This window comes from Streptomyces sp. NRRL WC-3618, from assembly GCF_001280005.1.
Taxonomy (GTDB): domain Bacteria; phylum Actinomycetota; class Actinomycetes; order Streptomycetales; family Streptomycetaceae; genus Streptomyces.
The window spans coordinates 1-22,833 of the sequence record NZ_LGDW01000492.1 but is presented as its reverse complement, the minus strand read 5'-3'; the positions used below and the strand labels follow the sequence as shown (position 1 = coordinate 22,833).

General features: G+C 70.5%; 19 protein-coding genes. 12 read left to right on the top strand and 7 right to left on the bottom strand.

Going from position 1 to position 22,833, the window contains the following annotated elements:
- The first annotated feature begins 19 nt into the window (after nucleotides 1-19).
- Nucleotides 20-811 (top strand): SDR family NAD(P)-dependent oxidoreductase, encoded by a 792-nt coding sequence (locus tag ADL01_RS39855; protein ID WP_053746982.1) that lies wholly within the window; start codon nucleotides 20-22, stop codon nucleotides 809-811.
- A 25-nt stretch (nucleotides 812-836) separates the two neighbouring features.
- On the opposite strand, the gene ADL01_RS39850 is transcribed toward ADL01_RS39855, so the two are convergent.
- Complete coding sequence (locus ADL01_RS39850; RefSeq protein WP_053746981.1) at nucleotides 837-3,521, bottom strand: ATP-binding protein; 2,685 nt, start codon at nucleotides 3,519-3,521, stop codon at nucleotides 837-839.
- A 384-nt stretch (nucleotides 3,522-3,905) separates the two neighbouring features.
- Between ADL01_RS39850 and ADL01_RS39845 the strand changes: the two genes are divergently transcribed.
- On the top strand, nucleotides 3,906-4,883 hold the full coding sequence (locus ADL01_RS39845) for a DUF2510 domain-containing protein (RefSeq protein ID WP_053746980.1): 978 nt from the start codon (nucleotides 3,906-3,908) through the stop codon (nucleotides 4,881-4,883).
- A gap of 195 nt (nucleotides 4,884-5,078) precedes the next feature.
- On the opposite strand, the gene ADL01_RS39840 is transcribed toward ADL01_RS39845, so the two are convergent.
- A complete protein-coding gene (locus ADL01_RS39840; protein WP_053746979.1) occupies nucleotides 5,079-5,693 on the bottom strand; it encodes a TetR/AcrR family transcriptional regulator in 615 nt (204 codons plus the stop codon).
- Nucleotides 5,694-5,922: 229 nt separating this feature from the next.
- Between ADL01_RS39840 and ADL01_RS39835 the strand changes: the two genes are divergently transcribed.
- Both ADL01_RS39835 and ADL01_RS39830 read left to right on the top strand, forming a co-directional pair.
- On the top strand, nucleotides 5,923-6,720 hold the full coding sequence (locus tag ADL01_RS39835) for a phosphatase PAP2 family protein (RefSeq protein WP_053746978.1): 798 nt from the start codon (nucleotides 5,923-5,925) through the stop codon (nucleotides 6,718-6,720).
- Nucleotides 6,717-7,769 (top strand): hypothetical protein, encoded by a 1,053-nt coding sequence (locus ADL01_RS39830; protein ID WP_053746977.1) that lies wholly within the window; start codon nucleotides 6,717-6,719, stop codon nucleotides 7,767-7,769. The genes ADL01_RS39835 and ADL01_RS39830 overlap by 4 nt, the downstream gene beginning before the upstream one ends.
- Nucleotides 7,770-7,878: 109 nt before the next feature.
- On the opposite strand, the gene ADL01_RS39825 is transcribed toward ADL01_RS39830, so the two are convergent.
- A complete protein-coding gene (locus tag ADL01_RS39825) occupies nucleotides 7,879-9,933 on the bottom strand; it encodes a phosphocholine-specific phospholipase C (protein WP_053746976.1) in 2,055 nt (684 codons plus the stop codon).
- Nucleotides 9,934-10,199: 266 nt separating this feature from the next.
- Between ADL01_RS39825 and modA the strand changes: the two genes are divergently transcribed.
- The 5 genes from modA to ADL01_RS39800 all read left to right on the top strand — a co-directional run bounded on the left by modA (nucleotide 10,200) and on the right by ADL01_RS39800 (nucleotide 14,658).
- The gene (gene modA, locus ADL01_RS39820) at nucleotides 10,200-11,054 is read left to right on the top strand and encodes a molybdate ABC transporter substrate-binding protein (RefSeq protein WP_053746975.1); all 855 of its coding nucleotides are present in this window, start codon (nucleotides 10,200-10,202) and stop codon (nucleotides 11,052-11,054) included.
- On the top strand, nucleotides 11,051-11,917 hold the full coding sequence (gene modB, locus ADL01_RS39815; RefSeq protein ID WP_078961056.1) for a molybdate ABC transporter permease subunit: 867 nt from the start codon (nucleotides 11,051-11,053) through the stop codon (nucleotides 11,915-11,917). Before modA ends, modB begins: the two co-directional genes overlap by 4 nt.
- The gene (locus tag ADL01_RS39810; RefSeq protein WP_053746973.1) at nucleotides 11,914-12,975 is read left to right on the top strand and encodes an ABC transporter ATP-binding protein; all 1,062 of its coding nucleotides are present in this window, start codon (nucleotides 11,914-11,916) and stop codon (nucleotides 12,973-12,975) included. Before modB ends, ADL01_RS39810 begins: the two co-directional genes overlap by 4 nt.
- 90 nt (nucleotides 12,976-13,065) lie before the next feature.
- Nucleotides 13,066-13,485 (top strand): TOBE domain-containing protein, encoded by a 420-nt coding sequence (locus ADL01_RS39805; RefSeq protein WP_053746972.1) that lies wholly within the window; start codon nucleotides 13,066-13,068, stop codon nucleotides 13,483-13,485.
- Nucleotides 13,486-14,355: 870 nt separating this feature from the next.
- Nucleotides 14,356-14,658 (top strand): CocE/NonD family hydrolase C-terminal non-catalytic domain-containing protein, encoded by a 303-nt coding sequence (locus ADL01_RS39800; protein ID WP_053746971.1) that lies wholly within the window; start codon nucleotides 14,356-14,358, stop codon nucleotides 14,656-14,658.
- A 387-nt stretch (nucleotides 14,659-15,045) separates the two neighbouring features.
- Here the strand turns inward: ADL01_RS39800 and ADL01_RS39795 are convergent, their stop codons facing one another.
- Nucleotides 15,046-16,758 carry a flavin monoamine oxidase family protein gene (locus tag ADL01_RS39795; RefSeq protein WP_078961055.1) on the bottom strand — a complete coding sequence of 571 codons (1,713 nt, stop codon included), beginning with the start codon at nucleotides 16,756-16,758 and terminating at the stop codon, nucleotides 15,046-15,048.
- 25 nt (nucleotides 16,759-16,783) lie between these two features.
- Here ADL01_RS39795 and ADL01_RS39790 point away from each other — a divergent pair, with 25 nt between their 5' ends.
- Both ADL01_RS39790 and ADL01_RS39785 read left to right on the top strand, forming a co-directional pair.
- The gene (locus ADL01_RS39790; RefSeq protein WP_053746969.1) at nucleotides 16,784-17,500 is read left to right on the top strand and encodes a hypothetical protein; all 717 of its coding nucleotides are present in this window, start codon (nucleotides 16,784-16,786) and stop codon (nucleotides 17,498-17,500) included.
- Between the two features lie 94 nt (nucleotides 17,501-17,594).
- A complete protein-coding gene (locus ADL01_RS39785; RefSeq protein ID WP_053746968.1) occupies nucleotides 17,595-17,870 on the top strand; it encodes a DUF5988 family protein in 276 nt (91 codons plus the stop codon).
- Nucleotides 17,871-17,995: 125 nt separating this feature from the next.
- Here ADL01_RS39785 and ADL01_RS39780 read toward each other — a convergent pair whose 3' ends face one another.
- The 3 genes from ADL01_RS39780 to ADL01_RS39770 all read right to left on the bottom strand — a co-directional run bounded on the left by ADL01_RS39780 (nucleotide 17,996) and on the right by ADL01_RS39770 (nucleotide 22,408).
- Nucleotides 17,996-20,185, bottom strand: coding sequence for an MMPL family transporter (locus ADL01_RS39780; RefSeq protein ID WP_234354964.1), 2,190 nt, complete (start codon nucleotides 20,183-20,185; stop codon nucleotides 17,996-17,998).
- A gap of 97 nt (nucleotides 20,186-20,282) precedes the next feature.
- On the bottom strand, nucleotides 20,283-21,869 hold the full coding sequence (locus ADL01_RS39775; RefSeq protein ID WP_053746967.1) for a PH domain-containing protein: 1,587 nt from the start codon (nucleotides 21,867-21,869) through the stop codon (nucleotides 20,283-20,285).
- A complete protein-coding gene (locus tag ADL01_RS39770; RefSeq protein WP_078961054.1) occupies nucleotides 21,866-22,408 on the bottom strand; it encodes a PH domain-containing protein in 543 nt (180 codons plus the stop codon). The genes ADL01_RS39775 and ADL01_RS39770 overlap by 4 nt, the downstream gene beginning before the upstream one ends.
- 208 nt (nucleotides 22,409-22,616) lie before the next feature.
- Between ADL01_RS39770 and ADL01_RS45145 the strand changes: the two genes are divergently transcribed.
- On the top strand, nucleotides 22,617-22,833 hold a 217-nt coding region (locus ADL01_RS45145; protein WP_159049761.1), incomplete at its 3' end, for a hypothetical protein.

Genomic DNA, 22,833 nt, shown 5'->3' with positions numbered 1-22,833 from the left:
CCGTGCCTACGGTGGAGGCATGTCCACTGTTCTGATCACCGGCGCCACCTCGGGGCTCGGCCGGTACGTCGCCTTCGAGCTGGTCCGCTCGGGTCACACCGTTCTCGCCCACGGACGCGACCCCGACCGCACCGAGCGGCTCGTCACGCAGCTGCGGGCCGAGGGACACGCCGAGGGGTTCGTCGCCGACCTGGCCTCGCTGGCCGCCGTACGCGAGCTGGGAGCCCGGGTGTCCGACGCGCACCCGGGTCTCGACGTGCTCGTCAACAACGCGGGCGTCGGCGCCGGCCCACGCGGCTCGGCCCGTGAACTGAGCGTCGACGGGCACGAGTTGCGGCTCGCGGTGAACTACCTCGCGCCGGTCGTCCTCACCCGCGCCCTGCTGCCGACGCTGCGTGCGGGCGCGCCCTCACGGGTCGTGAACGTCGGCTCGGCCGGCCAGGCGCCGCTCGACTTCGACGATCCCGAACTCACCCGCGGCTACAGCGGAACGACCGCGTACGTCCGCAGCAAGTTCGCGCTCGCCGCCCACACCTTCACCCTGGCCGAGGAGTTGGCGGCCTGGGACATCTCCGTCAACGTGCTGCACCCCGCCACCTACATGGACACCACGATGGTCCGCGAGGCCGGCGTCACCCCCTGGTCGAGCGTCGCCGACGGCGCCGCGGCCGTTGTCGCGCTGGTGACCCGGGAGCCGGGCAGCGGACGCTACTTCGACGGTACGAGCCCTTCGCGGGCGCACGAGGACACGTACGACGAGGAGGTGCGGGGACGCCTGGCGAGGGTCACGGAGCAGTTGCTCCGGGCCTGACCGATCCTGCCGGGCGCCCTGCGGGTCAGCGCAGTCCCCGGCCCGTGTCCAGGACCTCCCGAGCCTGGGCGACCAGTCCGTCCGCGCCGCACGACTTGGCCAGCGTCAGACCGCGTTGGATGTCGGCGACCGAGCGGGCGAGGATGCCGTACTCGACGCGGGCCGCCGCGTGTTCGTACTGGCAGGGTGACGACTCGAGGTAGGCGACCGCCTGGGACGCCAGGCGGACCGCACGCTGGCCTGTCTCCAGGGCCGCCGCGCAGCGGAGGGCCTCGCCGATCGCGGTGTCCGTGCCGAAGCGTTCGGCGTGACGGCGCGCGTCGGCGGCCAGCCCAGCGGCCCGCAGCGGGTCCTCGTTGGCCAGGGCCCGGGCGAGGTCGACGGCCCAGGTGGCGAGCACCGGGTTGTGGAATCCCCGCGCGGTCGCCGCCTTCTCCGCGGCCTCCAGTTCGTTGATGCCCTCCTTGGTGCGGCCGACCGCGATGAGCAGCCTGCCGCGTACGGCGCGGGGTTCGGGCAGCACGATGGTGGACGGGTAGGGCGGGGCGAAGCCGTACTGCTCGGCGATCGCCCAGGCCTCCTCGACCTTGCCGCGGGCGAGCAGCGTGTCGACGAGGTTGCAGGTCGCCGACCAGTACAGGGGCAGGCCGCGCCCGACTCGTTCGGCCAGCCGCAGGGACTCGCGCAGAGACGTCTCGGCCTCTCTGAGACGGCCCCGCCTGCGGTGCCCCAGACCGACGTAGGCATGGGCGAGGGAGAGGTGACCCCCGCTCCAGCCGTGCGTCTCGTAGGCGCGCAGAGCCTCCGTGTAGAGGGACTCGGCGCGGTCGAGGCGGTCGGTGTAGGCGTACGCGGAGGCCAGCATCATCGGCAGCTCGATGCCCCACTCGGGGTCGATCCAGCCCAGTCCTGGTGCGAGGCGGCCGTTGACGAGGGCGCGGTCGCACACCTCCACGACCTCCTCGGCGTTCTCGCCGTGGGCCATGGCGTCGAAGCCGCGCAGGATGAGCAGCGCGCGCTCGGAGTTGTCCCGGCCCGTGCAGGGGCGGGCGAGTTCGGCGAGGCGCTCGGAGCGGCCGGGCGCCGGCGCGTCGCCACCGTGGAGGCACTCCCACATGAAGTGCACGCCCTGCAACCGCATCCGGGCCGGGCCCGGTTCGTGCCGGGCGGCTTCCGTCTCGACCGCGCGGACGGCCGCCTCCAACTGGTCGTTGTGCAGCAGGGCCTGGGAGAGCCGGACGATCGCGTCGACGCGCTTGTCGCCCTCCAGGCCGGGCATCGCGAGCGCGGTCTGGAGATGTCCGATGGTGGTCGCGGGGGCGGTGAGGAGGGTGGCGCAGCCCAGTTCGTAGAGCACGTGCGGATGGCTCTCGGGCCGGGGTGGTTCCAGCAGGGCGCGCTCGAGACAGTGGCGGGCCGCGTCCGGGGCACCGACCGCCTGGTGCTCGCGGGCGGCCTCGCGCAGCTGCTCGACGAGTTCCTCGTCACCGTCCGGATACACATGGAGAAGGTGTTGGGAAGCCGCGGCGGCGCCGCGACCTGACTCGGAGACCACCTGGGCGGCGATGCCGTGCATGGCGGTGCGGATGCCGTCCGGGATGGAGTCGTAGACGGCGGTGGCGATCAAAGGGTGGACGAACTCCAGCTCACCGTCGGCGATCTGACGAGTCGTCAGATCAGGCTCGGTGAGGATGCGTTCGGCGCAGAGGAGGTTGGCGCAGCGGTAGGCGTCGTTGGGACCCATCGTGGCCAGCCGTGCCACGAGGTCCACGGTGATGCTGCCCGTACCGAGAATGGCCGCGGCCTGGGCGAAGCGGGTGGCCTCGAGACCCAGCTCCTGAAGACGGGCGACGAGGCCGCCGCCGCGCGCCGAGTTGTTCAGTGCGCGCAGTTCGCAGCAGGACGCCTCGACCGGGGCGAGTCCTTCGCCCTGGACCTTGGCCAGGAGTTCGACGGTCTCGTACGGATTGCCGCCGGTGACCGCCCACACCTCGCGGCAGAACGGGGCGTCGGCGTGGGGGCCGAGGGTGGCGCGGGTGAGGCCCTCGCAAGCCGCCGGTGTCAGGGCGTCGAGGGCTGCGACGGGGGTGGCCGCCGCGGCGATCACGTCGAGGTGGTCGGCGCCGGCGCCGGTGGCCTCGTCGGGCCTGCGCGCGACGACGACCAGGACGGACAGGTCGTCGAGCCGCTCCGCGAACGCGGCCAGCCAGCGCAGGGACTCCTGGTCGGCCCACTGGGCGTCGTCGATGAGCAGGACGAGCGGCCAGTCGCGCTTGGCGAGCCGCCGTACGGCCGCCACCAGGCCGTCGCACACGCCCTGCGGGTCGGCCTGACGTTCACCGGGTTCGGTGATGCCGAGGGCGGGACCCGCGATGTCGTACCAGTCGCCCAGGTATTCGCGGGCCTCTTCCGGCATCAGCGACAGCAGGGCGGGCTGCAGCAGCTGCCGTACGACGTTGAAGGGGACCGACTTGAGGGTCTCGCCGCCGCGCACCGACCACACCGTGCAGTTGCGGCGCTCGGCGAGGCGCCGGGTCTGGGCCATCAGCGCGGTCTTGCCGAAGCCCGCCTCGCCGCTGAAGAGCAGCAGACTGCCCGAGGAGGAGTTGTCGACACACAACACCTCGATCGCCTGCTCGATGGCGGCGACCTGTGCTTCGCGCTCCCACAGGGCGGCAGAGCCGGCCTTCCCTGGCCGTTCCTCCGTCATCCCGTACCTCCCCAAGTCGCCTGAACGACGTACAGAACCCGAGACTAGCCGTCCGGCCGCCGCTGTGGAGGCGGGTCCGCCCAGACTCCGCCGGGACGAGTGACAGGGCGCGCGGCAGGGCGACGCGGCGGACCCGTCACCAGCGGTTCCGCATATTGCCGCCAGTCGACAGCGGATGAAATATCGCTGATTTTCCGTCACCGTCAGACACGCGCCCGCGCCTGCCGCCGGGCCCCGGAAGACGCGAGGTCGGCTGGTGAACGGCGGGGGACCGGCCCCGCGTATCCCCTTATCTCGGCATCTCGGCCCGCCTTTCCACGCCGTTCCCGGCGGAAAGAGCACTCCTCTCATCCGACTTTCACACGAGCCTCATACGGTGGGGGCATGACGCAGGAGACTCCTCCCGGCTGGTATCCCGACCCCGGGCAGACAAGTGACGGCCCCGCCACCGAGCGCTGGTGGGACGGCAAGGCATGGACGGAACAGACCCGTCCCGAGGGCTCGCCCACCGCCTGGGGTCCACCGGTGCTGGCCACCGGCGGGTCGTATCCGGCGTATCCGGACCATCCGCCGACGGGCACCCGGCGCGGGCTGCGCACCGGTATCGCCGTCGCGGTGGCGATCGCCGTCCTCGCCGGCATAGGCGGCGGCGTGTACGTGCTGACCAGGGACGACGGCGGCAGCGATGTGAGCTCACAGGTGCCGGGCGGCCGGGGCGGGCCCGGCGGCCAGAACGGTGGCGGTCGGGGCGGCCCCGACGGCGGCACCGGAGGCGGCCCGGGCGGGCGGACACCGGATCCGCGGCAGTCCGAGCCCTCACAGAGCCCGAAGATCGACAGCGGTTCCGTGCCCGACCCGACCAACGGGATCAGCATCCCGATCCCCGACGGCTGGTACGGCCAGTCGATCGCCGTGGGCGGGCAGGTGACCTCGGACAGCTCGTACAAGTGCCCGGGCGACACGACGAAGAGCTGCACGAAGGGCGGGGCGTACTCGGCGCCCGCGCTGGCGCTGGGCACCTCGGGCAGTACGGCCGAGGCGGTCGCCAAGGCCGACATCGAGGCCAACGCCGAGGAGTCGTACGGCGGTACGACCTACGGGAAGATCACCTCGCACGACGTACTGGCCACGAAGGCGGTGACCGTGGCCGGACAGAAGGGCTATCTGGTCCGCTGGAAGGCGGTCACCAGCAAGGGCGCGGACGGCATCGTCCAGTCGCTGGCGTTCCCCGCGCCGTCGAATCCCCGGCAGATCGTCGTCGTCCGCTTCGGTATCGACGCCGACCAGAAGGTGTCGGTGATCGACGAGATAACGGCGGGCATCAAGGTCTCCTCGGCAGGCGGCAGCGGGACGAACGTCTGACCTGCGGCCCGGTCCCGCGCCAGTGAATCGGCCGGGTGCATCGGCCGGGTGCATCAGCCAGGTGGATCGGCCGGGTGGAGCGCCCCTCCGCTCAAGAGGAACCCCACCCGGCCGGGGGGTGCGCGCCGCCCCCGTCCCCACGGGTCGGCGCGGACAGGTCACCGTCCGGTCGCACCACGGACGGCGGCCTGCGTCTCAGGTGACGCCGAGCGCGGGCAGCACCGCGGCGTCCACGAACCTGACGAGGTAGTCCGGGTCGGCGTACCGCCCCTCCAGGACCGGGCGGACGCGCAGGACACCCATCAGCTGCGCCGGTACGTACTCCAGCGCCGGATGGTCGGCGGGGACCTCACCCCGCTCGACCGCGCGGCGGATCATCTCGCGCAACGCGCACACCTCCGGTTCGACGAGCGCCTCGCGCAGCGCCTCCTGGAGCTCCGGGTCCTGCATGACGGCATGCCCGAGGGCCTGCATCAGCTGGGTGTCGTGTCCCGACCACTCGCCCGCCGCCCGTGCCGCCGCCCGCAGGTCCCCGGCGAGGGTCCCCGTGTCGACGTCGGCGAAACGGGCGCGCCGGTTGGCGCGCAGCGCGGCGGCCACGAACTGCGGCTTCGTCTTCCACTGCCGGTACAGCGTCGACTTGCTGCAGCGCGCGCTGGCGGCGACGCCCTCCATGGTCAGCGCCTCGTATCCGCACTCGCGGATCTGGCGGAGCACGGCGTCGAAGTACTCCTGCTCACGCTGCGGCGTGATCTTGGAGCGGCGCGAGGCGACGACCGCTTCCGGTCCCTCCGCAGCCTGCGACGTCATGACCGCGCTCCTTGTCTCTGTCGTTCCTGCCATTCGGTTCGGGCGGCCAGGTTCGGGCGGCCCGACGGATTATTCCCGTTTCCAGTGTGTCGTAAGTCCATCGAAACGCGAGTGTACCGGAACGGATTCGTTTCGGTACACTCGCGTATCGGTACACCAACGTATCGATGAGCGGAGCGCCCGTACAGACGAGTTCACGCCCATGACGCACTACCGAAGGGGTCGGGAGATGGAAGCCCGCGCCGAGGCCGCCGAGGTGGAGCCCGCCGGTATACGACGGCCGCCGCTCGTCCGTGAACTCCTGCTGGTCACAGGGCTGTTCCTTGTCTACAAACTCGGCCGGCAGCTCGCCACCGGACACTCGGCCGAGGCCTTCCACAACGCCCACCGCGTCTGGGACTGGGAGCGCGCCCTGCGCCTCCCCGGCGAGGGCGCCGTGCAGTCGGCGCTGACGCACAGCGACACCGCGATCCATCTCGCGAACACCTACTACGCCACCGTGCACTTCCCGGCCACCGTCGCCTTCCTGGTCTGGCTCTATGTGCGGCGCCCCACGCACTATGTCTGGGCCCGCCGGGCCCTCGCCCTGGTCACCGGCGCGGCCCTGGTGTTCCACCTCGCCTTCCCGCTGGCCCCGCCGCGACTGCTGGCCGAGACCGGTCTCTTGGACACCGGCCAGGTGTTCGGTCCGACGGTCTACGGCGCCTCACCCGAGGCCGACACCCTGTCCAACCAGTTCGCGGCCATGCCGTCCCTGCACTTCGGATGGGCCCTGATGGTCGCGATCGGCCTGATCGTCGCGACCCGCTCCCGCCGACGATGGTTGTGGCTGCTGCATCCACTGGTGACCTTGCTGGTGATCGTCGGTACGGCGAACCACTACTGGCTCGACGCGATCGTGGCCTCGGCCCTGCTGGGCATCGCCCTGACGGTCGTCCCCCTGCCGCACCGCACCGAGTCGACGGCGGGCCGGGCCGGCAGGCTCACCCCGGCCGACGAGCCCGTCCTCGTGGGAGCGGCCCGATGAACACCGCCACGCTCGCCGCCGTCGCCCTCTCCCTCTTCTCCGCCGTCGCCTACGCCGCCGCGGCCGTCGCCCAGGAACGGCTCGCCTCCCGCAACGCCGACGCGGGGATACGACGACTGCTGGCGACCGGCGCCTGGTGGGGCTCCGTGCTGCTCAACGCGGCGGGCGCGCTGCTGCATGTGGTCGCCCTCAGGTACGGTCCGCTCACAGTGGTGCAGCCGCTGGGCGCGCTCACGCTGGTCGCGGCGGTGCCGTTGGGGGCGCGGGTCGCCGGCCGGCGGGTCAGCGCGGTGGAATGGCGCGGCACCGCGCTGACGCTGCTCGGCCTGGCGGCGATCCTGGTCACGGCGTCCGGTCCGGCGCCGGACGACGTGCTGAGTCTTCCCGAGGCCCTGGCGGTCGCGGGTACGACGATGGTGGTGATCGGGGTGCTGGCCAGGCCCGGCGCCCAGCCCGGACTGCGGCACGCGAGCTCGTCCGGCATCGCGTCCGGGGTGGCCTCGGCGCTCACCCAGACCGTCACGGTCGCGGCGACGGACAACTCGGGTCCGCTGATCGGCTGGCAGGTGATCGGGGTGGCGCTGCTGGTCGCGGCCTTCGCGGCGGGCGGGCTGATCCTGTCCCAGACCGCCTACCGGGGCGGCCTCGGCGGTCCGCTGGCCCTGGTGACGCTGGCCAATCCGGTCGCCGCGGCGGTGATCGGCCTGACGCTGCTCGGCGAGCGGCTTCAGGGCGACGGCGCGGGTCTGCTCCTGGCGCTGGCGGGTGCGGGGCTCGCGGGGTGGGGTGTGGTGACGCTGTCACGGTCGGCGCCGAAGCCGGTTACCGACCCGCTTCCCGCTCCGGTGTCTGCGGAGCGCATCGTGATTCCGTCCTCGGCTTCGGGTGCGGGTTCGGGTTCGGCCACGGCGGCGGCTTCGGCTTCGGTCCGGGGCGAGGAGGAGCATCCGGTGGCGACGGTTCTGGCGCTGGAGGCGCGTTCGGCACGCGTCGAACCGTCGTTGCTGCCCCGGCAGCCGTCGGAGCCGGGGCACCTCACGTCACTGTGAACGCCGCTGGGAACGAACGTCGCCGTGAACCGGCCGACCCGTCGACCGTGACATGGCCCAGTCAGAACCATGTCACGGTCAAAGCGCCCCCGCTCCCCTCACCGGCCTCTCAGCAGGTCACGATCGCCGGATCGCTCACGCCCGCCCGGCCGTTCTCCACGTGCCCGGCGAACCGGCGCAGGAACGACGCGTCCGTCTCGGAGGTGACGGTCAGGTCGTACCACCGCCTGCTGGCCTCCAGGTCCACGCGGTGCCGTACGGTCGCCCCGGCGCGTACCTTGATCGTGCGCGCCCGTCCCCCGTACCCGCTGCTCAGCCTCAACTCCACTGTCTTGGAGCCCTTGTTGGTGAGCGTCAGCTCAAGGTCGTCGCCGGCGTGCCGTGCGGTCACCTCGGGTCCGGCGGCGCCCTTGCCCTGGCCCTTGAAGACTCGCAGGAAGCCGTTCGGGCCGTGCACCGTCAGGTCGTAGGCGTCCTTCGAGTACGCCGAGTTCCAGGTGTCGGAGACGGTCTTGCCGGCTTCGGTGGTGTACGCCCACGGGCCGTCGGTGCGGTTGCCGGAGGTCACCAGGAACGCGGCGCCGGCATGGGTGCCCGAAGCGAAGGCGAGGGTGAACTTTCCGGCCGTCGTGTCGGCCGAACCGTCCACGTACGGGGCGTACTTGAGCGGGCGGGCCGGACGCAGGCCGCGCTCCTGCCGGGGTAGGACCGGGTGAGTCGGCGGGGTCGGGACGTAGTCCGGGTGGCGGTCCTTGTCCGGCGGCAGGTAGCCGTCGGTGTCGGGGAGGGCCACCGGCCTGGTGTCCTTGCGGGAGAAGTCGAAGGCGGCCGTCAGGTCGCCGCAGACCGCGCGCCGCCAGGGCGAGATGTTGGGCTCGTGCACGCCGAAGCGGCTCTCCATGAAGCGGATGATCGACGTGTGGTCGAGCGTCTCCGAGCAGACGAACCCGCCCTTGCTCCACGGCGAGACGACCAGCATCGGCACCCGCTGCCCGAGCCCGTAGGTACCGGCCGCGTGGCTGCTGTCGCCCTTGAAGAGGTCCGGGCCGACGTCGACCGTCGACTTGCCCTGCGCGTCCGACTGGGGCGGGAACGGCGGCACGAGGTGGTCGAAGAAGCCGTCGTTCTCGTCGTACGTGATGAACAGGGCCGTCTTCGCCCACACCTCGGGGTCGGAGGTGAGCGCGTCCAGGACCTGGGAGATGTACCAGGCGCCGTAGTTCGCGGGCCAGTTGGGGTGCTCGGTGAAGGCCTCGGGGGCGACGATCCAGGAGATCTGCGGCAGCTTGCCCCCTGACACGTCGGCCTTGAGCTGGTCGAAGAAGCCCTCGCCATTGCGGGCGTCGGTGCCGGTGCGGGCCTTGTCGTAGAGGGGGTCGCCGGGCTTGGCGTCGCGGTACTGGTTGAAGTACAGCAGCGAGTTGTCGCCGTAGTTGCCCCGGTAGGCGTCCTGGATCCAGCCCCAGGAGCCGGCCGCGTCGAGCCCGTCGCCGACGTCCTGGTAGATCTTCCAGGACACGCCCGCCTTTTCGAGGCGCTCCGGGTACGTCGTCCAGCTGTACCCCACCTCGTTGTTGCCGAGGACGGGGCCACCGCCCGTGCCGTCGTTGCCCGTGTAGCCCGTCCACATGTAGTAGCGGTTCGGGTCGGTGGAGCCGATGAACGAGCAGTGGTACGCGTCGCAGATGGTGAAGGAGTCGGCCAGCGCGTAGTGGAAGGGGATGTCCTTGCGGTTCAGGTAGGCCATCGTCGTCGACGACTTGGCCTGGATCCACTTGTCGTACTTGCCGTTGTTGAAGGCGACGTGTCCGTCACTCCAGCCGTGCGGGAGGTCCTGGATGAAGGCCAGCCCCAGGTCGTCGGCGTCGGGACGGAAGGGCAGCACGTCCTTGGTGCCGTCCGACTGGTGCCACACCGACTTGCCGTTCGCCTGACTGACCGGGTGCGGGTCCCCGAAGCCCCGGACGCCGCGCAGCGAACCGAAGTAGTGGTCGAAGGACCGGTTCTCCTGCATGAGGACGACGATGTGCTCGACATCCTTGATCGTCCCGGTGCGGTGGTGCGCGGGGAGGGCGGCGGCGCGCTCGATGCTGCCCGAGAGCGCGGTGAACGCCGTTGTCGCGCCCGCGAGTTGGAAGAAGCGGCGCCGGTTGACTTCGGGCATGGGTGAGGGGCCTCTCGTCCTGATGGCGACAGTGAGCGGAACGTGACGGAATGCGCGCGTCAGGAGTTTCCCAGGGGTACCGAACGGCACGGAAGGGTCCGGTGGCCTCGGAGTGAAGGTCGTCGGTACGCGAGATGAGGGGGAGGCCAAGGCCGGACCAAGAAGCCTCCATGCCACGCATATGCCAGGCTTCTTCGACAGGAACCTGGATCATGCGATGCGAAAGAGGCCTGACTCGCCGCATGTGCGGAAGTATGATCGGCGTTATGCCAAGTAGCCCCGTGACGCCCCGTTCCGCACGCCGGGCCCACCGGACCCGCCGGACCCTTCGGTTGGCCGGTGGGAGTGCCGCCGTGCTGCTGGCCGTGAGCGCCTGCTCCTCCTCCGGCGACTCGTCGGCGAAGTCGGATTCCTCGTCGGATCCCTCGTCGGGTTCCTCGAAACCGTCGGGCACGGTGACCGTGTTCGCCGCCGCGTCCCTCAAGGAGAGCTTCACGACGCTGGGCAAGGAGTTCGAGAAGCAGCACCCTGGTACGAAGGTCACCTTCAGCTTCGGCGGCAGTGACTCCCTCGCCGCGAGCATCATCGGCGGCGCCCCGGCCGACGTGTTCGCCTCCGCCAGCCCCAAGACGATGAAGATCGTCACCGACGCGAAGGACGCCGCCGGGACCCCGGCCACCTTCGTCCGCAACCAGTTGGAGATCGCCACCCTGCCTGGGAACCCCGACAAGATCGCCTCTCTCAAGGACCTCACCAGGTCCGGCCTGAAGGTCGTCCTCTGCGACAAGGAGGTGCCGTGCGGTGCCGCCGCGCAGAAGGCCCTCGACGCGAGCGGCCTGAAGCTCACGCCCGTGTCGTACGAGCAGGACGTCAAGAGCGCCCTGACGAAGGTCGAGCTGAATGAGGCCGACGCGTCCGTCGTCTACCGGACCGATGTGAACGCGGCGGGTGACAAAGTGGAGGGCGTGGAGTTCCCCGAGTCGGCGAAGGCCGTCAACGACTATCCGATCGTCCTGCTCAAGGGCTCGCGGAACGCGGACACCGCGAAGGCGTTCATCGATCTGGTCCGGTCCGCCGCGGGCCGACGGGTGCTGACCGGGGCGGGATTCCTCAAGCCGTGACTGAGCCTGGCCGGTTCGAAGCCGTGGCCGACACCCCGACCGGTGGCGGGCCACGGCGCGGGCCTGTCCGGGGCCGGGGCCGACGGCCGGCCGTTCCGCTTCCCCTCCTGGTGCCCGCGCTCGTGGGGCTGGCTTTCCTGCTGCTGCCGTTGATCGCGCTGCTGGTACGGACGCCGTGGCGCACTCTGCCCGATCAGCTGACCAGCCCCGAGGTGTGGAAGGCCCTGCGGCTGTCCCTGCTGTGCGCCACCGCGGCGACGGTGGTGAGTGTGGTGCTGGGTGTCCCGCTGGCCTGGCTGCTGGCCCGCACCGAGTTCCCGGGACGCGGTTTCGTACGGGCGCTGGTGACGCTGCCGCTGGTGCTGCCGCCGGTCGTCGGCGGTGTGGCGCTGCTGCTCGCCCTCGGGCGCAACGGGGTCGTCGGGCAGTGGCTGGACTCGTGGTTCGGGATCACACTGCCGTTCACCACGGCGGGCGTCGTCGTCGCGGAGGCGTTCGTGGCGATGCCGTTCCTGGTCATCAGCGTGGAGGGCACGCTGCGGGCCGCCGACCCGCGCTACGAGGAGGCCGCGATGACCCTGGGCGCCTCCCGCTTCACCGCGTTCCGCCGGGTCACACTGCCGCTCATCGCACCAGGGGTCGCGGCCGGCGCGGTGCTGGCCTGGGCGCGGGCGCTGGGCGAGTTCGGGGCGACGATCACCTTCGCGGGCAACTTTCCCGGCCGTACGCAGACGATGCCCCTGGCGGTCTATCTGGCACTCCAGAGCGACCCGGCCGCCGCCATCGCGCTGAGCCTGGTCCTGCTCGCCGTCTCGATCGCGGTCCTGGCCGGGCTGCGCGACCGCTGGATGACCACGTCATGACCTCCACGGACGAAACCATGTCAGGGCTCGACGCCCGTGTCGTCGTCGAGCGGGGTTCCTTCCGGCTTGACGTCCGGCTGACGGCGGCGCCCGGCGATGTCGTGGCGCTGCTCGGGCCCAACGGTGCCGGCAAGACCACCGCGCTGCGGGCACTGGCCGGGCTCACCCCGCTCGACGGCGGCCATCTACGGCTGGACGGCGTGGAGTTGGAGCGTACGCCGCCGGAGTCCCGGCCGGTCGGCGTCGTCTTCCAGGACTACCTGCTCTTTCCGCACCTCACCGCCCTCGACAACGTCGCCTTCGGGCCGCGCTGCCAGGGGGCGAGCAAAGCGGAGGCCCGGGCGACGGCCGCCGGGTGGCTGGAGCGGATGGGGCTCGCCGAGCAGGCCGGTGCCAAGCCGCGCAGGCTCTCCGGTGGCCAGGCCCAGCGCGTCGCCCTCGCCCGCGCCCTGGCCACCCGGCCCCGGCTGCTGCTCCTCGACGAGCCGCTGGCCGCGCTGGACGCCCGTACCCGCCTCGACATCCGCGCCCAACTCCGGCGCCACCTCGCCGACTTCGAAGCCGTGGCGGTCCTGGTGACGCACGATCCGCTGGACGCGATGGTGCTCGCGGACCGGCTGGTGGTCGTCGAACACGGCCGCGTCGTACAGGAGGGGCCGCCGCAGGACATCGCGCGCCGGCCGCGCACCGACTACATCGCCCAGCTCGTCGGCCTCAACCTCTACCCGGGCCGGGCCGAGGGCCACACCGTCACGCTGGACACCGGCCCGGCGATCACCACGACCGAGGACCTCACCGGCCCGGTCCTCGTCGCCTTCCCGCCCGGCGCGGTGACCCTTCACCGCCACCGGCCCACCGGCTCCAGCGCCCGCAACCTGTGGCGCTGCGAGGTCGTCGGTCTGGAGACCCACGGCGACCAGATCCGCGCGAACCTCACCGGCGAACTCCCCCTCGCCGCAGACCTCACCACGATCGCCGCGGCCGAACTCGATCTCCATCCGGGTGCCGAGGTCTGGGCGACCGTCAAGGCGACACAGACCCACGCGTACCCGGCCTGACCGGGACCCGGCCCCGGCCCGGTTAGCGTGAGCCTCACAACAACCCCAAAAGCCGCTATTCCGCACCTTCTTCCCTGTGAGGCGTCCGCCATGAGCCTGAGCATCCGCAACCAGATTCCCGGCACCGTCATCGCCGTCACCACCGGAGAGGTCATGGCCACCGTCAAGGTCCGCCTCGACGGCGGTCAGGAGATCACCGCCGCGATCACCCGGGAATCCGTCAGGGATCTCGACCTGGCCACGGGCACCACCGTGCGGGCCCTGGTCAAGTCCACGGAGGTCGCGCTCGCCACCGCCCCCGTCGAGGGCATCTCCATCCGCAACCAACTCCCCGGCACGATCTCCGACATCACCACCGGTGCCGCGATGGCATCCGTCAAGGTCACCGTCGCGGGCGGCTCACTCACGGCCGCGATCACCACGGACGCCGTTCGCGACCTGGGCCTGGCGGCAGGTTCGCCGATCGTCGCCCTGATCAAGTCCACGGAGATCTCCCTCGCGACCGGGTGAGCATCCTGACCTGCCCTTTCGCGGAGGATCTTCCGCTTGACGGAAATCGCCACAGGTAGCGCACCTTTCCGACCTGCGCTTGTGCGGGCGATGGGGCTGCGACCTTCAAGGACGGGTTGCAGAGGCGATCGGCGCACCTGGCCCCCGCACAGCTCTGACGCCTTTACCACCGCCACCACCCGCAAGACCCTTGCGGGCGATCGCGCCGGCAGCTCGCGGAGACCGTGCCGATCAAAGCGCTGACCGTGGTCACCACCGGATAGTCCTTGGCGGAGACGCTCCTGATCAGAAGCGAAGCGAGCCGATGCCGTCCCCGTACGGCGACCGCCACCCCTACCACCCGACGTCCGTTCCGATCCTGCACTGGCTGACCTGGTACGACCCCGGCCTCGCCCCCCCTCGGACTGCGCGACTGGAGGCATTTCCGCTCTCTGAACGGCCAACGCGACCTGCACTTCCTCCGCGCCGGCTCGGCCGACCACGCCGGCTACCTGCTCCAGGACGTCGGGGCCGGCGACGAACGCAACCCGTACGTCAGCGAGACCGCCCTCGCCGAGAAGACCGAGATCGAGTGCGGCGAGATCGCGGACTTCTTCGACGAGCGCCTGAACGGGGTACGGCCCACAACTCCCCGTCCGCGCGCCCGTTGGCATGTCGGACACGCCGGGTGGCAGTCCTCGTGGGACTACCCGCGGCCCAACGAACCTCTCACCTTCCACCTCTCCGCCCAGGGCACTGGGGTGCACGCCCTGAACCGCCGCCCGGACCCGGAGCCGATGTCCCTGACGTGGACGCACGACCCGGACCACCCCGTCCCGTCGAGCACCGACATCGAGGCGATCTGGTACCTCCTCGCGTCCTACCCCCGACGTGCGCGGCCTCGCGGACCGCACCGACGTACTGGCCTTCCGTACCGAACCACTGACCGAGCACATCGATTTCGCCGGACAGCCGGTCCTCACGGGGCGGATCTCGTCCTCGGCGCCGTCCACGCATGTCTCGACGAAGCTCCAGGACGTCTACCCCGACGCCACGACGCGGCCGATCTCGTGGGGTCGCGCCGTCCTGTCCGAGCGGGCCGGCAGCTCACTGACCCTGGCCCTGGACGACAACGCGTACCGGCTCCAGCGGGGCCACTGCCTCCCTGCTGATCCGAACGAGGAGGCCCAGTAAGAGGGCGACATCGCCAACGACTTGCTGACGGGGCCTCCCCAGCCGCATGCCCGGTCACTCAATCCCCTCAAGGGCTCGATCCCCTGAGGGGATTGGGGACATGAAGCACGCCTCGCGCGTAGTCGATGTCCTCAGGGCTCAACCCGAACACCTCACCCTGCCGGAGACCACACCCCCAGACCGACCACGACAGCTATCCGGTTGCGCGGGTTGATGGCGTCGCGGACTCGCAGCGCCCTCTCCAACGGTCAAGCCTCGCGCCGCTCCTGCGGTGCCTTGGGCCACCGCACGGACTTCGCGTGCATGGGGTTACTGGCGAGCCGCCTGTCATCGACGGTGGCCTCCAGAATGGAAGAGACACACCACGTTGAATCCTGTAATCCGAATCTACCCTGCGGTATGAGCCCGCGGCGACGGCGGCCGACCGCACCCCAACTGCTCCCTCAGTACCGCTTCCACGTCGGCGACGACCCCTTCGACCGAGCCGGGGTCGGCCTTCCAGCAGTCGCTGACGATGTGCACCGCCTCGCCGGGCAACGGCGTACGGACCCGGGGCCCGACGGCGTCTGGGCCGTGCCCCGGGCGCCATACGTGCCACGCGCCGTCGTGCGGCGGGCTGTTCCAGTCCTGCGAGAGCACGGACAGCGGGGCCTCCAGATGGGGCAAGTCATGCATCCGCGCGACGAGGCGGTGGGCGTAGTCGGCCATGGCGTCGGGCCGCTCGCGCAGGGCGTCCCACGTCCTGGTGGCGGGACCGCTCGGGTACGCGGCGAGCAGCAGCGCGGGGCCGTCACCGCGGGCGGGGCCCGGCGGCGGGCAGGTGCCGCCGTACCAGAGCTGCCGCAGCGGCAGGTCGGTGGTGGCGCGCCCGCGCGTCATGCCGAGCCCCTCCCACCAGGCCGTCCGGTACAGCAGGAAGACTTTCCGGGCGGGCACGGCCTCGACCGCGGCCAGGTCGGCGCGCAGCTGGGGCGTGAAGGGCAGCCCTTCCTGGTCGAGCCGGAGCAGCGGGCCCTGCGGCAGGGCGAGGACGACGGTGCGCGCGTGGATGTGGACGTGTTCCCCGGTGGCGCGCCCCTCGGGGTCCTCCAGGGCGAAGGTCAGCCGGTAGCCTACGGGGCCCGTGTGTGCGGTGTCGTCCGATGCCGCCTGACTCCGCTCCCCCGGTGTCGCGCGGTCGACGCGCAGGAGCCGGTGCCCGGTGCGGAGGGTGCCACCCGCCGCCGTGAACCGGTCGCACAGGGCCAGCGGCAGGCTCTGCATGCCGCGGCGCAGCGTGACGTACTCGGCGTGCGGCGGGGTGCGGAAGAGGATGCCGAGTTGTTCGGCGGCGTTCTCGCTGCTGGCGACGATGTCGTACCCACCCGTGTCATGAAGGAAGGCGACGGCCTCGGCACCGAGCACCGCCCGCAGGGCTTCGGGGTACGTAACCTGCGCCAACGGGCGCCCCCTGAGGGCCACTTGGGAGATACGCCCGCGAAATTCCGACACGCACCGCGCGGCCCAGCGCGCGTCCCCCTGCTCCAGCGCCTCGCCGTGGGCCCGGCGCAGCTCGCTGAAGCCGGGCACGAGCGTGTTCGCCGCGCGCAGGACCAGGTTTCCGGGGCTCAGGCCGCGCTCGCCGTCCGCCAGGTCGTACGGAAGTCTCGCGGCGTCGGTCAAGTGGCGTTGGCGCAGGCTCCTTCCGCGTACGTGGACAAGGTTCTCAGGCCGTCCGAAGTCGAAGGGTACGAGGTCGGAGGCGAGACCGGCCTCCTCGACGACGCCGAGCACCTGGCGAAGGCCGCGGTGCAGGCGCATCGCCCCCAGGTCGGCATGGAGGCCCTCCCCCATCGGCGCCGACCACAATCGGCCGCCCACCCGGTGCGTGCGCTCGAACAGAGCCACCCGCTCGGGGCGGAATTCCCCCGCGCGTTCCCTGTGGCGTGCCAGGCGATACGCCAGTAGGCAGCCGCCAATTCCGGCGCCGACTATCGCGATATCGAGCCACGGAACGGCCGGAAACGGCCGGTGAGTTCGCGCACTCGCAGGCGTATCCGTGTTTGCCGCTGCATGGTTTACCGCACCCTTCTGTTGATCTAAAGTCTCGTTCACGTACATGTCTTACCACGCCGGAGAGAAACTCATGATCTTCCGCAAAGATGTCGTCGTCGAAACCGCGGACGCATATGGCACGTTGTCCGCCTACTTCCAGGACGTACGGTCGTTCTTCGAAGTCCTCAGCGTGCGTTTCAACCTGCCGGAGTACGGGGTGCGGCTGCGCCCCATAGCCGGGAACGAACTGTTCTCGAATGCCAACAGCTACCTGCTGTCCGACGACAGCTCCTACCCGTACTACCTGTGGCTGCCGAGCTGGCTCGGCCGCTTCTACATCGACGCCGACCGGATTCCCGAGGGGCGGCGGGCCGACGACGTACGCACCGCGGACGCCCGTCACATCGCCTTCGTCTGGCCGTGGCTCGGCTTCAACGACGCCTACGTCAAGGACGCCGGGGAGCCCGAGTGTTGGTTCGGTGTGGCCGACCCGCAGCCGCAGGACCTGGGCGAGACGGTGCGCACCACCGCGCAGAGCCTGTTCAACCACTTCCGCCTCGAGCACACCCAGGACGGCGAGCACCACGGCTGGCTGACCGGCCACTTCACGCCCAACTCGGCAGTCGGCTGCAACCTTTCGGGGCGCTGGCACCTGCGCCGGGTGCCGCTGTCGGCGCTCACCAACTACTACGAGGTCGAGAGGAACGTCATCCGGCCCCTCGGGGAGAAGTTCAGCAAGCTCGCGGACGCTCGACTGTGCGTTCGTGAACCGCTCCGGGTCATGGCCACTTATGAAGCGCCGACGTGATAGGGGTTATTGAGGGGTCCCGTAGGACTATCCGAACCCCGCGCGGCCGCAGAATAATCTCACACGTCAGAGGCGCCAAGCCGAGAGGTGACCCATGCGAGGAATCGACAACAGCATCTCCGCCATCACATTGGACTCCGTCCACCTCGAAGGCGGTCCGAGCACGCTTTCCGGGACTGTCGTCCTCGCCGAGCTCAACGAAGTGATCTACTCCGCGGAGAAGATCAAGATTCGGCTCGGAAACGGTTATGAGCACTACGAGTTCATCGACGCTCCGGTCCACTTCAATTCGCCCGCGCGTGCCGAGGAATCCGGCGCGTCAGGCCCGCTGAAGCTGCGCTGGGTCGGCCGCACGAAAATCGCCGAGTAGGAGCAGCGGGCGAGATTCCGGCTTCGGATATTCCCCCCACACGCAAGAATTTCCCCCACAAGGTTCGTGCCCCACCGCGAGAGGCGGTGGGGCACGAACCTTTTGGGGGGGGTCGGGGCAGTTGGTCAGTCCCGTCGGCCGCCCTGGGCGTACGAGCTGCCGCCCTGGGCCGGAACCGACTGCTGGTGGTGGGGCCTGCCGTGCGGAGGCACGCCCTGCCGCGGTTGCTCCGGCTTGATGCGGCGCGGCCACCACGCGGCCCGCCCGAGCAGGGCGGTGAGCGCGGGCGTGAAGAACATCGCCATCACGAACGCGCTGATGACGATGCCGAAGGCGACCGCGAACCCGATCTGGGCGAGCGAGACATCGCTGGCGAGCATCATCGCCGCGAACGAACCCGCGAGGATCACACCGGCCGCGGCCACCGTCGGGCCCGCGTGCTGGATGCCCTTGGCGGCGGCCTCACGCGGGCCGAGCCCTTCCTTCGCCTCTTCCCGCAGGCGCGCCACCATCAGGATGTTGTAGTCGGTACCAATGGCGACGACGAACAAATACATGATGACGGGCAGGAAGAACGTCAGGCCCGACTGTTCCTGGACCTGCTGGAAGAGGAGCACGCTGGCGCCGAGCGTGGCACCGAAGCCGAGCGCGACCGACACCATCAGATAGATCGGCGCGACGATGCTGCGCAGCAGCAGGCCGAGGATGAGCATGATGAGCGCGGCCGCCGTCGGGAAGACCACCGAGAAGTCCCGGTTGATGGCCTTGTTGATGTCGACGAACACCGACGTGACGCCGCCCACCTTCGTCTCGGTGCCCGGCGGTGCCGCCTCGTGGGCTGCGGTGCGCAGCGGTCCTCGTACGACATCCATCGCCTCGCGGCCGTTGGGGTCCATCGTCAGAACGGCGCTGAACTCGGCGGTCGTGCCGTCCTTGCTGAGCTGGGTGCGCGAGGCGCTGCCCACGCCCTTGACCTGCTTGAGGTCGGTGACGAAGGACTTCATGTCCGCGTCGCGGAGCTTCTCGCCGTTGGTGGAGCGCATCAGGACGGTGCTCGGGTTGGTGCTGCCCGCCGGCAGGTCCTTGCTCATGGCGTGCAGCGCAACCTGGGACTCCTTCTTGGAGTTCTCGTCCTCCTGGCTCGCGAACGTCGGCTTGTAGCCGAGCGCGCCAAGGGCGAGCACGATCATGAGCAGCCCGGAGCCGATGACGGACAGGCCGGGGCGGCGGGCCACGGCCTTGCCCACGGCCTCGAAGCGGGCCGCGCGCGGCTCGTGCTGCCACGACTTGGACGGCCAGAACACCCTGGTGCCCATCAGCGAGATGATCGCCGGGATCAGGGTGAGACTGGCGAGCAGGGTCACGCCGATGGCGATGGACAGGGCCGGGCCCATGGAGACGAGGAAGCTGAGCGAGGAGAGCAGCAGCGCCAGGAAGCAGACGATGACAGCTCCGGCGGCCGAGGCGATGGCCTCGCCGACCCGGCTGACGGCGGAGATCATCGCGGTCTTCGGGTCCTCACCGAGCCGCAGTCGCTCCCGGTAGCGGAACATCAGGAACAGGATGTAGTCGGTGCCGACGCCGAAGAGCACCACGATCAGCAGGGGCGACACCGAACTGTCGGCCTTGAGGTGGAACTCCTTGGCGGCGATCGCGATCAGGCCGTTGGCGATCTGGGAGACGAGCGTGATGCCGACGATGGTGAGGACGGTGATCGTGGGGCTGCGGAAGATGATCGTCATCAGGACGATGATGAGGACGATGGTGGCGATGAAGATCAGCCCGTCGGCCTTCTTGGAGGCTTCCTCGTTGTCGAGCTGAGCGGCGGCGTCACCCGTGACGCCCACCTTCAGTCCCGAGTTGGCGACCATTGCCTTGAGGTCGTCCCGCATGTCCTCGACCGCGTGCTGCTGGCTCTTGTCGCCCGCCTTCACGTCGGCCATCGACACCATCACCGTCTGCACGTTCTTGTGCGGTGACGGCGGCACGGTGATGACCTGCTCGACCTTCTCGTACTTCTTGGCCTGAATGGCCTTGCCGACCTTCGTGACCTCGGCCGAGTCGGCCTTGTCCAGGGCCTTGCCGTCCTCGCGCGTGAACACCACGATCGCCGAGGGGCTGAAGCCCTTCGGGAACGCCTTCTCCTGGATCTTCTGCGCCTGGATCGACTCGTAGTGCTTGGGAAGGAACTCGGCCTGATCGCTTGTGGTGGCCAGGGACGGGGCGTAGCCGATCACGGCCGCCCCGGCGATGAGCCAGCCGATGATCACCAGCCATCGGTGTCCGACGACGAAACGTCCTAGTGCTTTGAACACGGTTCTTTCCTCCACTCCGGAACACACCGGAGAACTCGGTCTTCCAAGGGACTTGTGGTGCGGGCTTGGTCTTGTGATGCGAGCCATTCGGGTGGTGCTAGTGGTGCTGCTCGGTCGGCGTGCCGCAGAACGGGGCGAGGAGGCCCGGCAGCGTCGCCTCCGCGAAGCCGAGCCCCTCGGCGACGCCGATGTCGCGGATCCGGACGGCGCCCTTGCCCGCGGCGGTGGTGGCCGTCAGCGTGCACAGCCCGGCGCGGCGCTGTGTGTACGACTGCCTGCCGGTCCAGCCGACGATCCGCTCGCGCCTGAGCGCCACCGTGCGGCGGACGAACGCACCCTGCCGTACGACGAGGTAGTCCCCGTGCAGCGCGTGGCCGAGGCCGCGGTAGGCGTCCCAGGCGAGCGGGGCGCCGCAGGCCGCGGTGAGCAGGGCGGCCGCGGCGACGGTCCACCAGGGCAGCAGACCGCTGCCCGCGCCGGCCCCGGCGAGGGCGGCCGCCCCTGCCGGGGCCAGCAGGCATCCGCGCACCAGACGGCGGCGCAGGGCGGGCCGGGGGTGACCGCGCAGCGCTGCCTGGGTGATCGGCGAGGACGTCAGGTCGAGGACGTCCGCCGTGATCTGGTGCGCGGAGTCGAGTGGCGCGGCAGGCATCAGCTGCGCCGGGTTGGAGAAGCGGGCACTGTGCCCGCCGAGCCCCGTGGCGAGGAGGTTGAGGCGGGCCGCGGAGAGCAGGCGCAGCGGCAGCGGCCGGGTCAGCTCCACCCCGCAGATCCGCCGCTCGGCCACGGACACCGACCGGGACGTGAGCAGCCCGCGGACCAGATGAAGGGAGCCTTCCGGTTCACGTTCGAGCCGGTAGCCATACCAGGCCTCGGCGAACGCCACCAGGGAGCCCGCGACGCCGACGGCGAGCAGCACCACCGTCACGGCGGCGATAGCCAGGGCGAGCGGCACGGAGGACAGCCAGTCCCAGACGTTCCGCGCGATGCCGCTGTCGGTGATGTCGAGGCCGAGGGTGTCGAGGAGCTTGGAGCCACCGGTGACCACGGCCAGGACCCCGGCCACGGTGGTGACGGTCAGCGGCGCGTACCAGGCCCAGGACCAGCGCATCCGCGCGAGCGGAACGGGCAGCTCCGGGCTCGCGGCGGTGCCGTCGGGGTTCGTCGTGCCGCTCCGGTTCAGGAGCAGCGCCCGGAACTGGAGCGCCTGGTCGCGCGAGATCCCGTCGAGCACCAGCTCGTCGTCCTCGCTGCGGGCGGTGTGCTGACCGGTGCCGACCTTGACGGCCGCGAGCCCGAAAAGACGGTGCACGGGGTTCGCGGTCAGGTCGGCGCTGCGGACGCGGTCGCGGGGAATCGACTTGTCGGTACGGAAGAACAGCCCGGAGTGCAGCTCGACCTTGCTGTCGGTGATCCGGAAGCGGGTGGTCCGGTAGCGCACCCACTCGTGTCCGGCCTGGACACCGGCCACCACGATGTAGGAGCCGAGGACGATCAGGCCGTGAGAGTTGAGCAGGTCACGGGCCACGAGAATGGCGCCGAGCAGCGGCACGGCCGGGCCCACGAGCCAGCTCACGCTGACCACGATCATGCGGGGGTGAAGCCGCTGCCACGGCTGTCCGGCGGGCAGCCGCGGCTCGTCGGGCATCCCGGGTGCGTCGAGCACCGGCGTACGCGTGCTCACGTGCCATCCTCGTGCAGGGTGCGGACACGCTCGGTGAGGTCCTGCACCAGGGCGGTCGCGATGTCCTTGTCCAGGCCGACGATGATGACCGGCCCCGCCGCCGAAGCGGTCGTCACGGTCACCGCAGACAGGCCGAAGAGCTGCATCAGCGGGCCGCGCTCGGTGTCCAGGGTCTGGATGCGCGTGAACGGCACGACGCGCCATTCACGGATGAGCCAGCCCGACGTGGCGCACACGGCGTCGGTGCTCGCCTCCCACCGGTGCACGCGGTAGCGGTACCAGGGCGTCAGCAGCGCGTACCCCACACCCAGCGGGCACAGCACCGCGAACAGGTGCCACAGCCAGGCGGGGGTGTGCGGCAGCAGCGCCAGGGCCGCCAGTCCGGCGAGGACCGGCACGACGACCAGGAGGTTCTGCGTCAGCCACCAGTGGACGGCGCGGCGGTCCGGGCGGCGGCCGGGCTGCGGCGCACAGAGCGGGCGCGGGGCGACGCCGCCGGGCACCGCCTGCTCCGACCCGTCCCGTGCGGACTGCCGCATCTGCTGTGGCACTGCTCCTCCGACCCCTTGGCTGTTCGTTCCTGAACAGCCAAACAAGCCGGGCGGTGAATCAGGCAGAGCGGTTCGTGTGGAGTGGAAGCGACCAAGGTTGCAACTTCGGCGGCGCGCTACCCACTTTCGTACCCTCCGCTGTTTCGTACGAACCAGGTCTGCTTCCGCAGCGCGTGGGCGACAGTAGGGTGACCGCGTGATAGAGCCGATTCGATGGTTGGGCCGCAGCGCCGTTCAGGACACCATCCTCGTCGCCACACTCGTCGCGCTCAACGTCTTCGTCGCTTTGTGGAGCGGCTTTCCCCGTGAAGAGGATCCGCGGTTTGGGCCGTGGGCGGGGTTGGGGTTGCAGGTGGTTGTGGTGGTGGTGTTGGCGGTGCGGCGGGTGTGGCCGTTGGTGGTGTTGGGTGCGG

Coding starts and splice junctions, on each gene's coding strand:
- ADL01_RS39825 (WP_053746976.1), bottom strand. CDS start 9,933: ATGCCCGAAGTCAACCGGCGCCGCTTCTTCCAACTCGCGGGCGCGACA.
- modA (WP_053746975.1), top strand. CDS start 10,200: ATGCCAAGTAGCCCCGTGACGCCCCGTTCCGCACGCCGGGCCCACCGG.
- ADL01_RS39795 (WP_078961055.1), bottom strand. CDS start 16,758: ATGTACGTGAACGAGACTTTAGATCAACAGAAGGGTGCGGTAAACCAT.
- ADL01_RS39770 (WP_078961054.1), bottom strand. CDS start 22,408: ATGCGGCAGTCCGCACGGGACGGGTCGGAGCAGGCGGTGCCCGGCGGC.
- ADL01_RS39850 (WP_053746981.1), bottom strand. CDS start 3,521: ATGACGGAGGAACGGCCAGGGAAGGCCGGCTCTGCCGCCCTGTGGGAG.
- ADL01_RS39810 (WP_053746973.1), top strand. CDS start 11,914: ATGACCTCCACGGACGAAACCATGTCAGGGCTCGACGCCCGTGTCGTC.
- ADL01_RS39840 (WP_053746979.1), bottom strand. CDS start 5,693: ATGACGTCGCAGGCTGCGGAGGGACCGGAAGCGGTCGTCGCCTCGCGC.
- ADL01_RS39830 (WP_053746977.1), top strand. CDS start 6,717: ATGAACACCGCCACGCTCGCCGCCGTCGCCCTCTCCCTCTTCTCCGCC.
- ADL01_RS39785 (WP_053746968.1), top strand. CDS start 17,595: ATGCGAGGAATCGACAACAGCATCTCCGCCATCACATTGGACTCCGTC.
- ADL01_RS39790 (WP_053746969.1), top strand. CDS start 16,784: ATGATCTTCCGCAAAGATGTCGTCGTCGAAACCGCGGACGCATATGGC.
- ADL01_RS39835 (WP_053746978.1), top strand. CDS start 5,923: ATGGAAGCCCGCGCCGAGGCCGCCGAGGTGGAGCCCGCCGGTATACGA.
- ADL01_RS39805 (WP_053746972.1), top strand. CDS start 13,066: ATGAGCCTGAGCATCCGCAACCAGATTCCCGGCACCGTCATCGCCGTC.
- ADL01_RS39845 (WP_053746980.1), top strand. CDS start 3,906: ATGACGCAGGAGACTCCTCCCGGCTGGTATCCCGACCCCGGGCAGACA.
- ADL01_RS39855 (WP_053746982.1), top strand. CDS start 20: ATGTCCACTGTTCTGATCACCGGCGCCACCTCGGGGCTCGGCCGGTAC.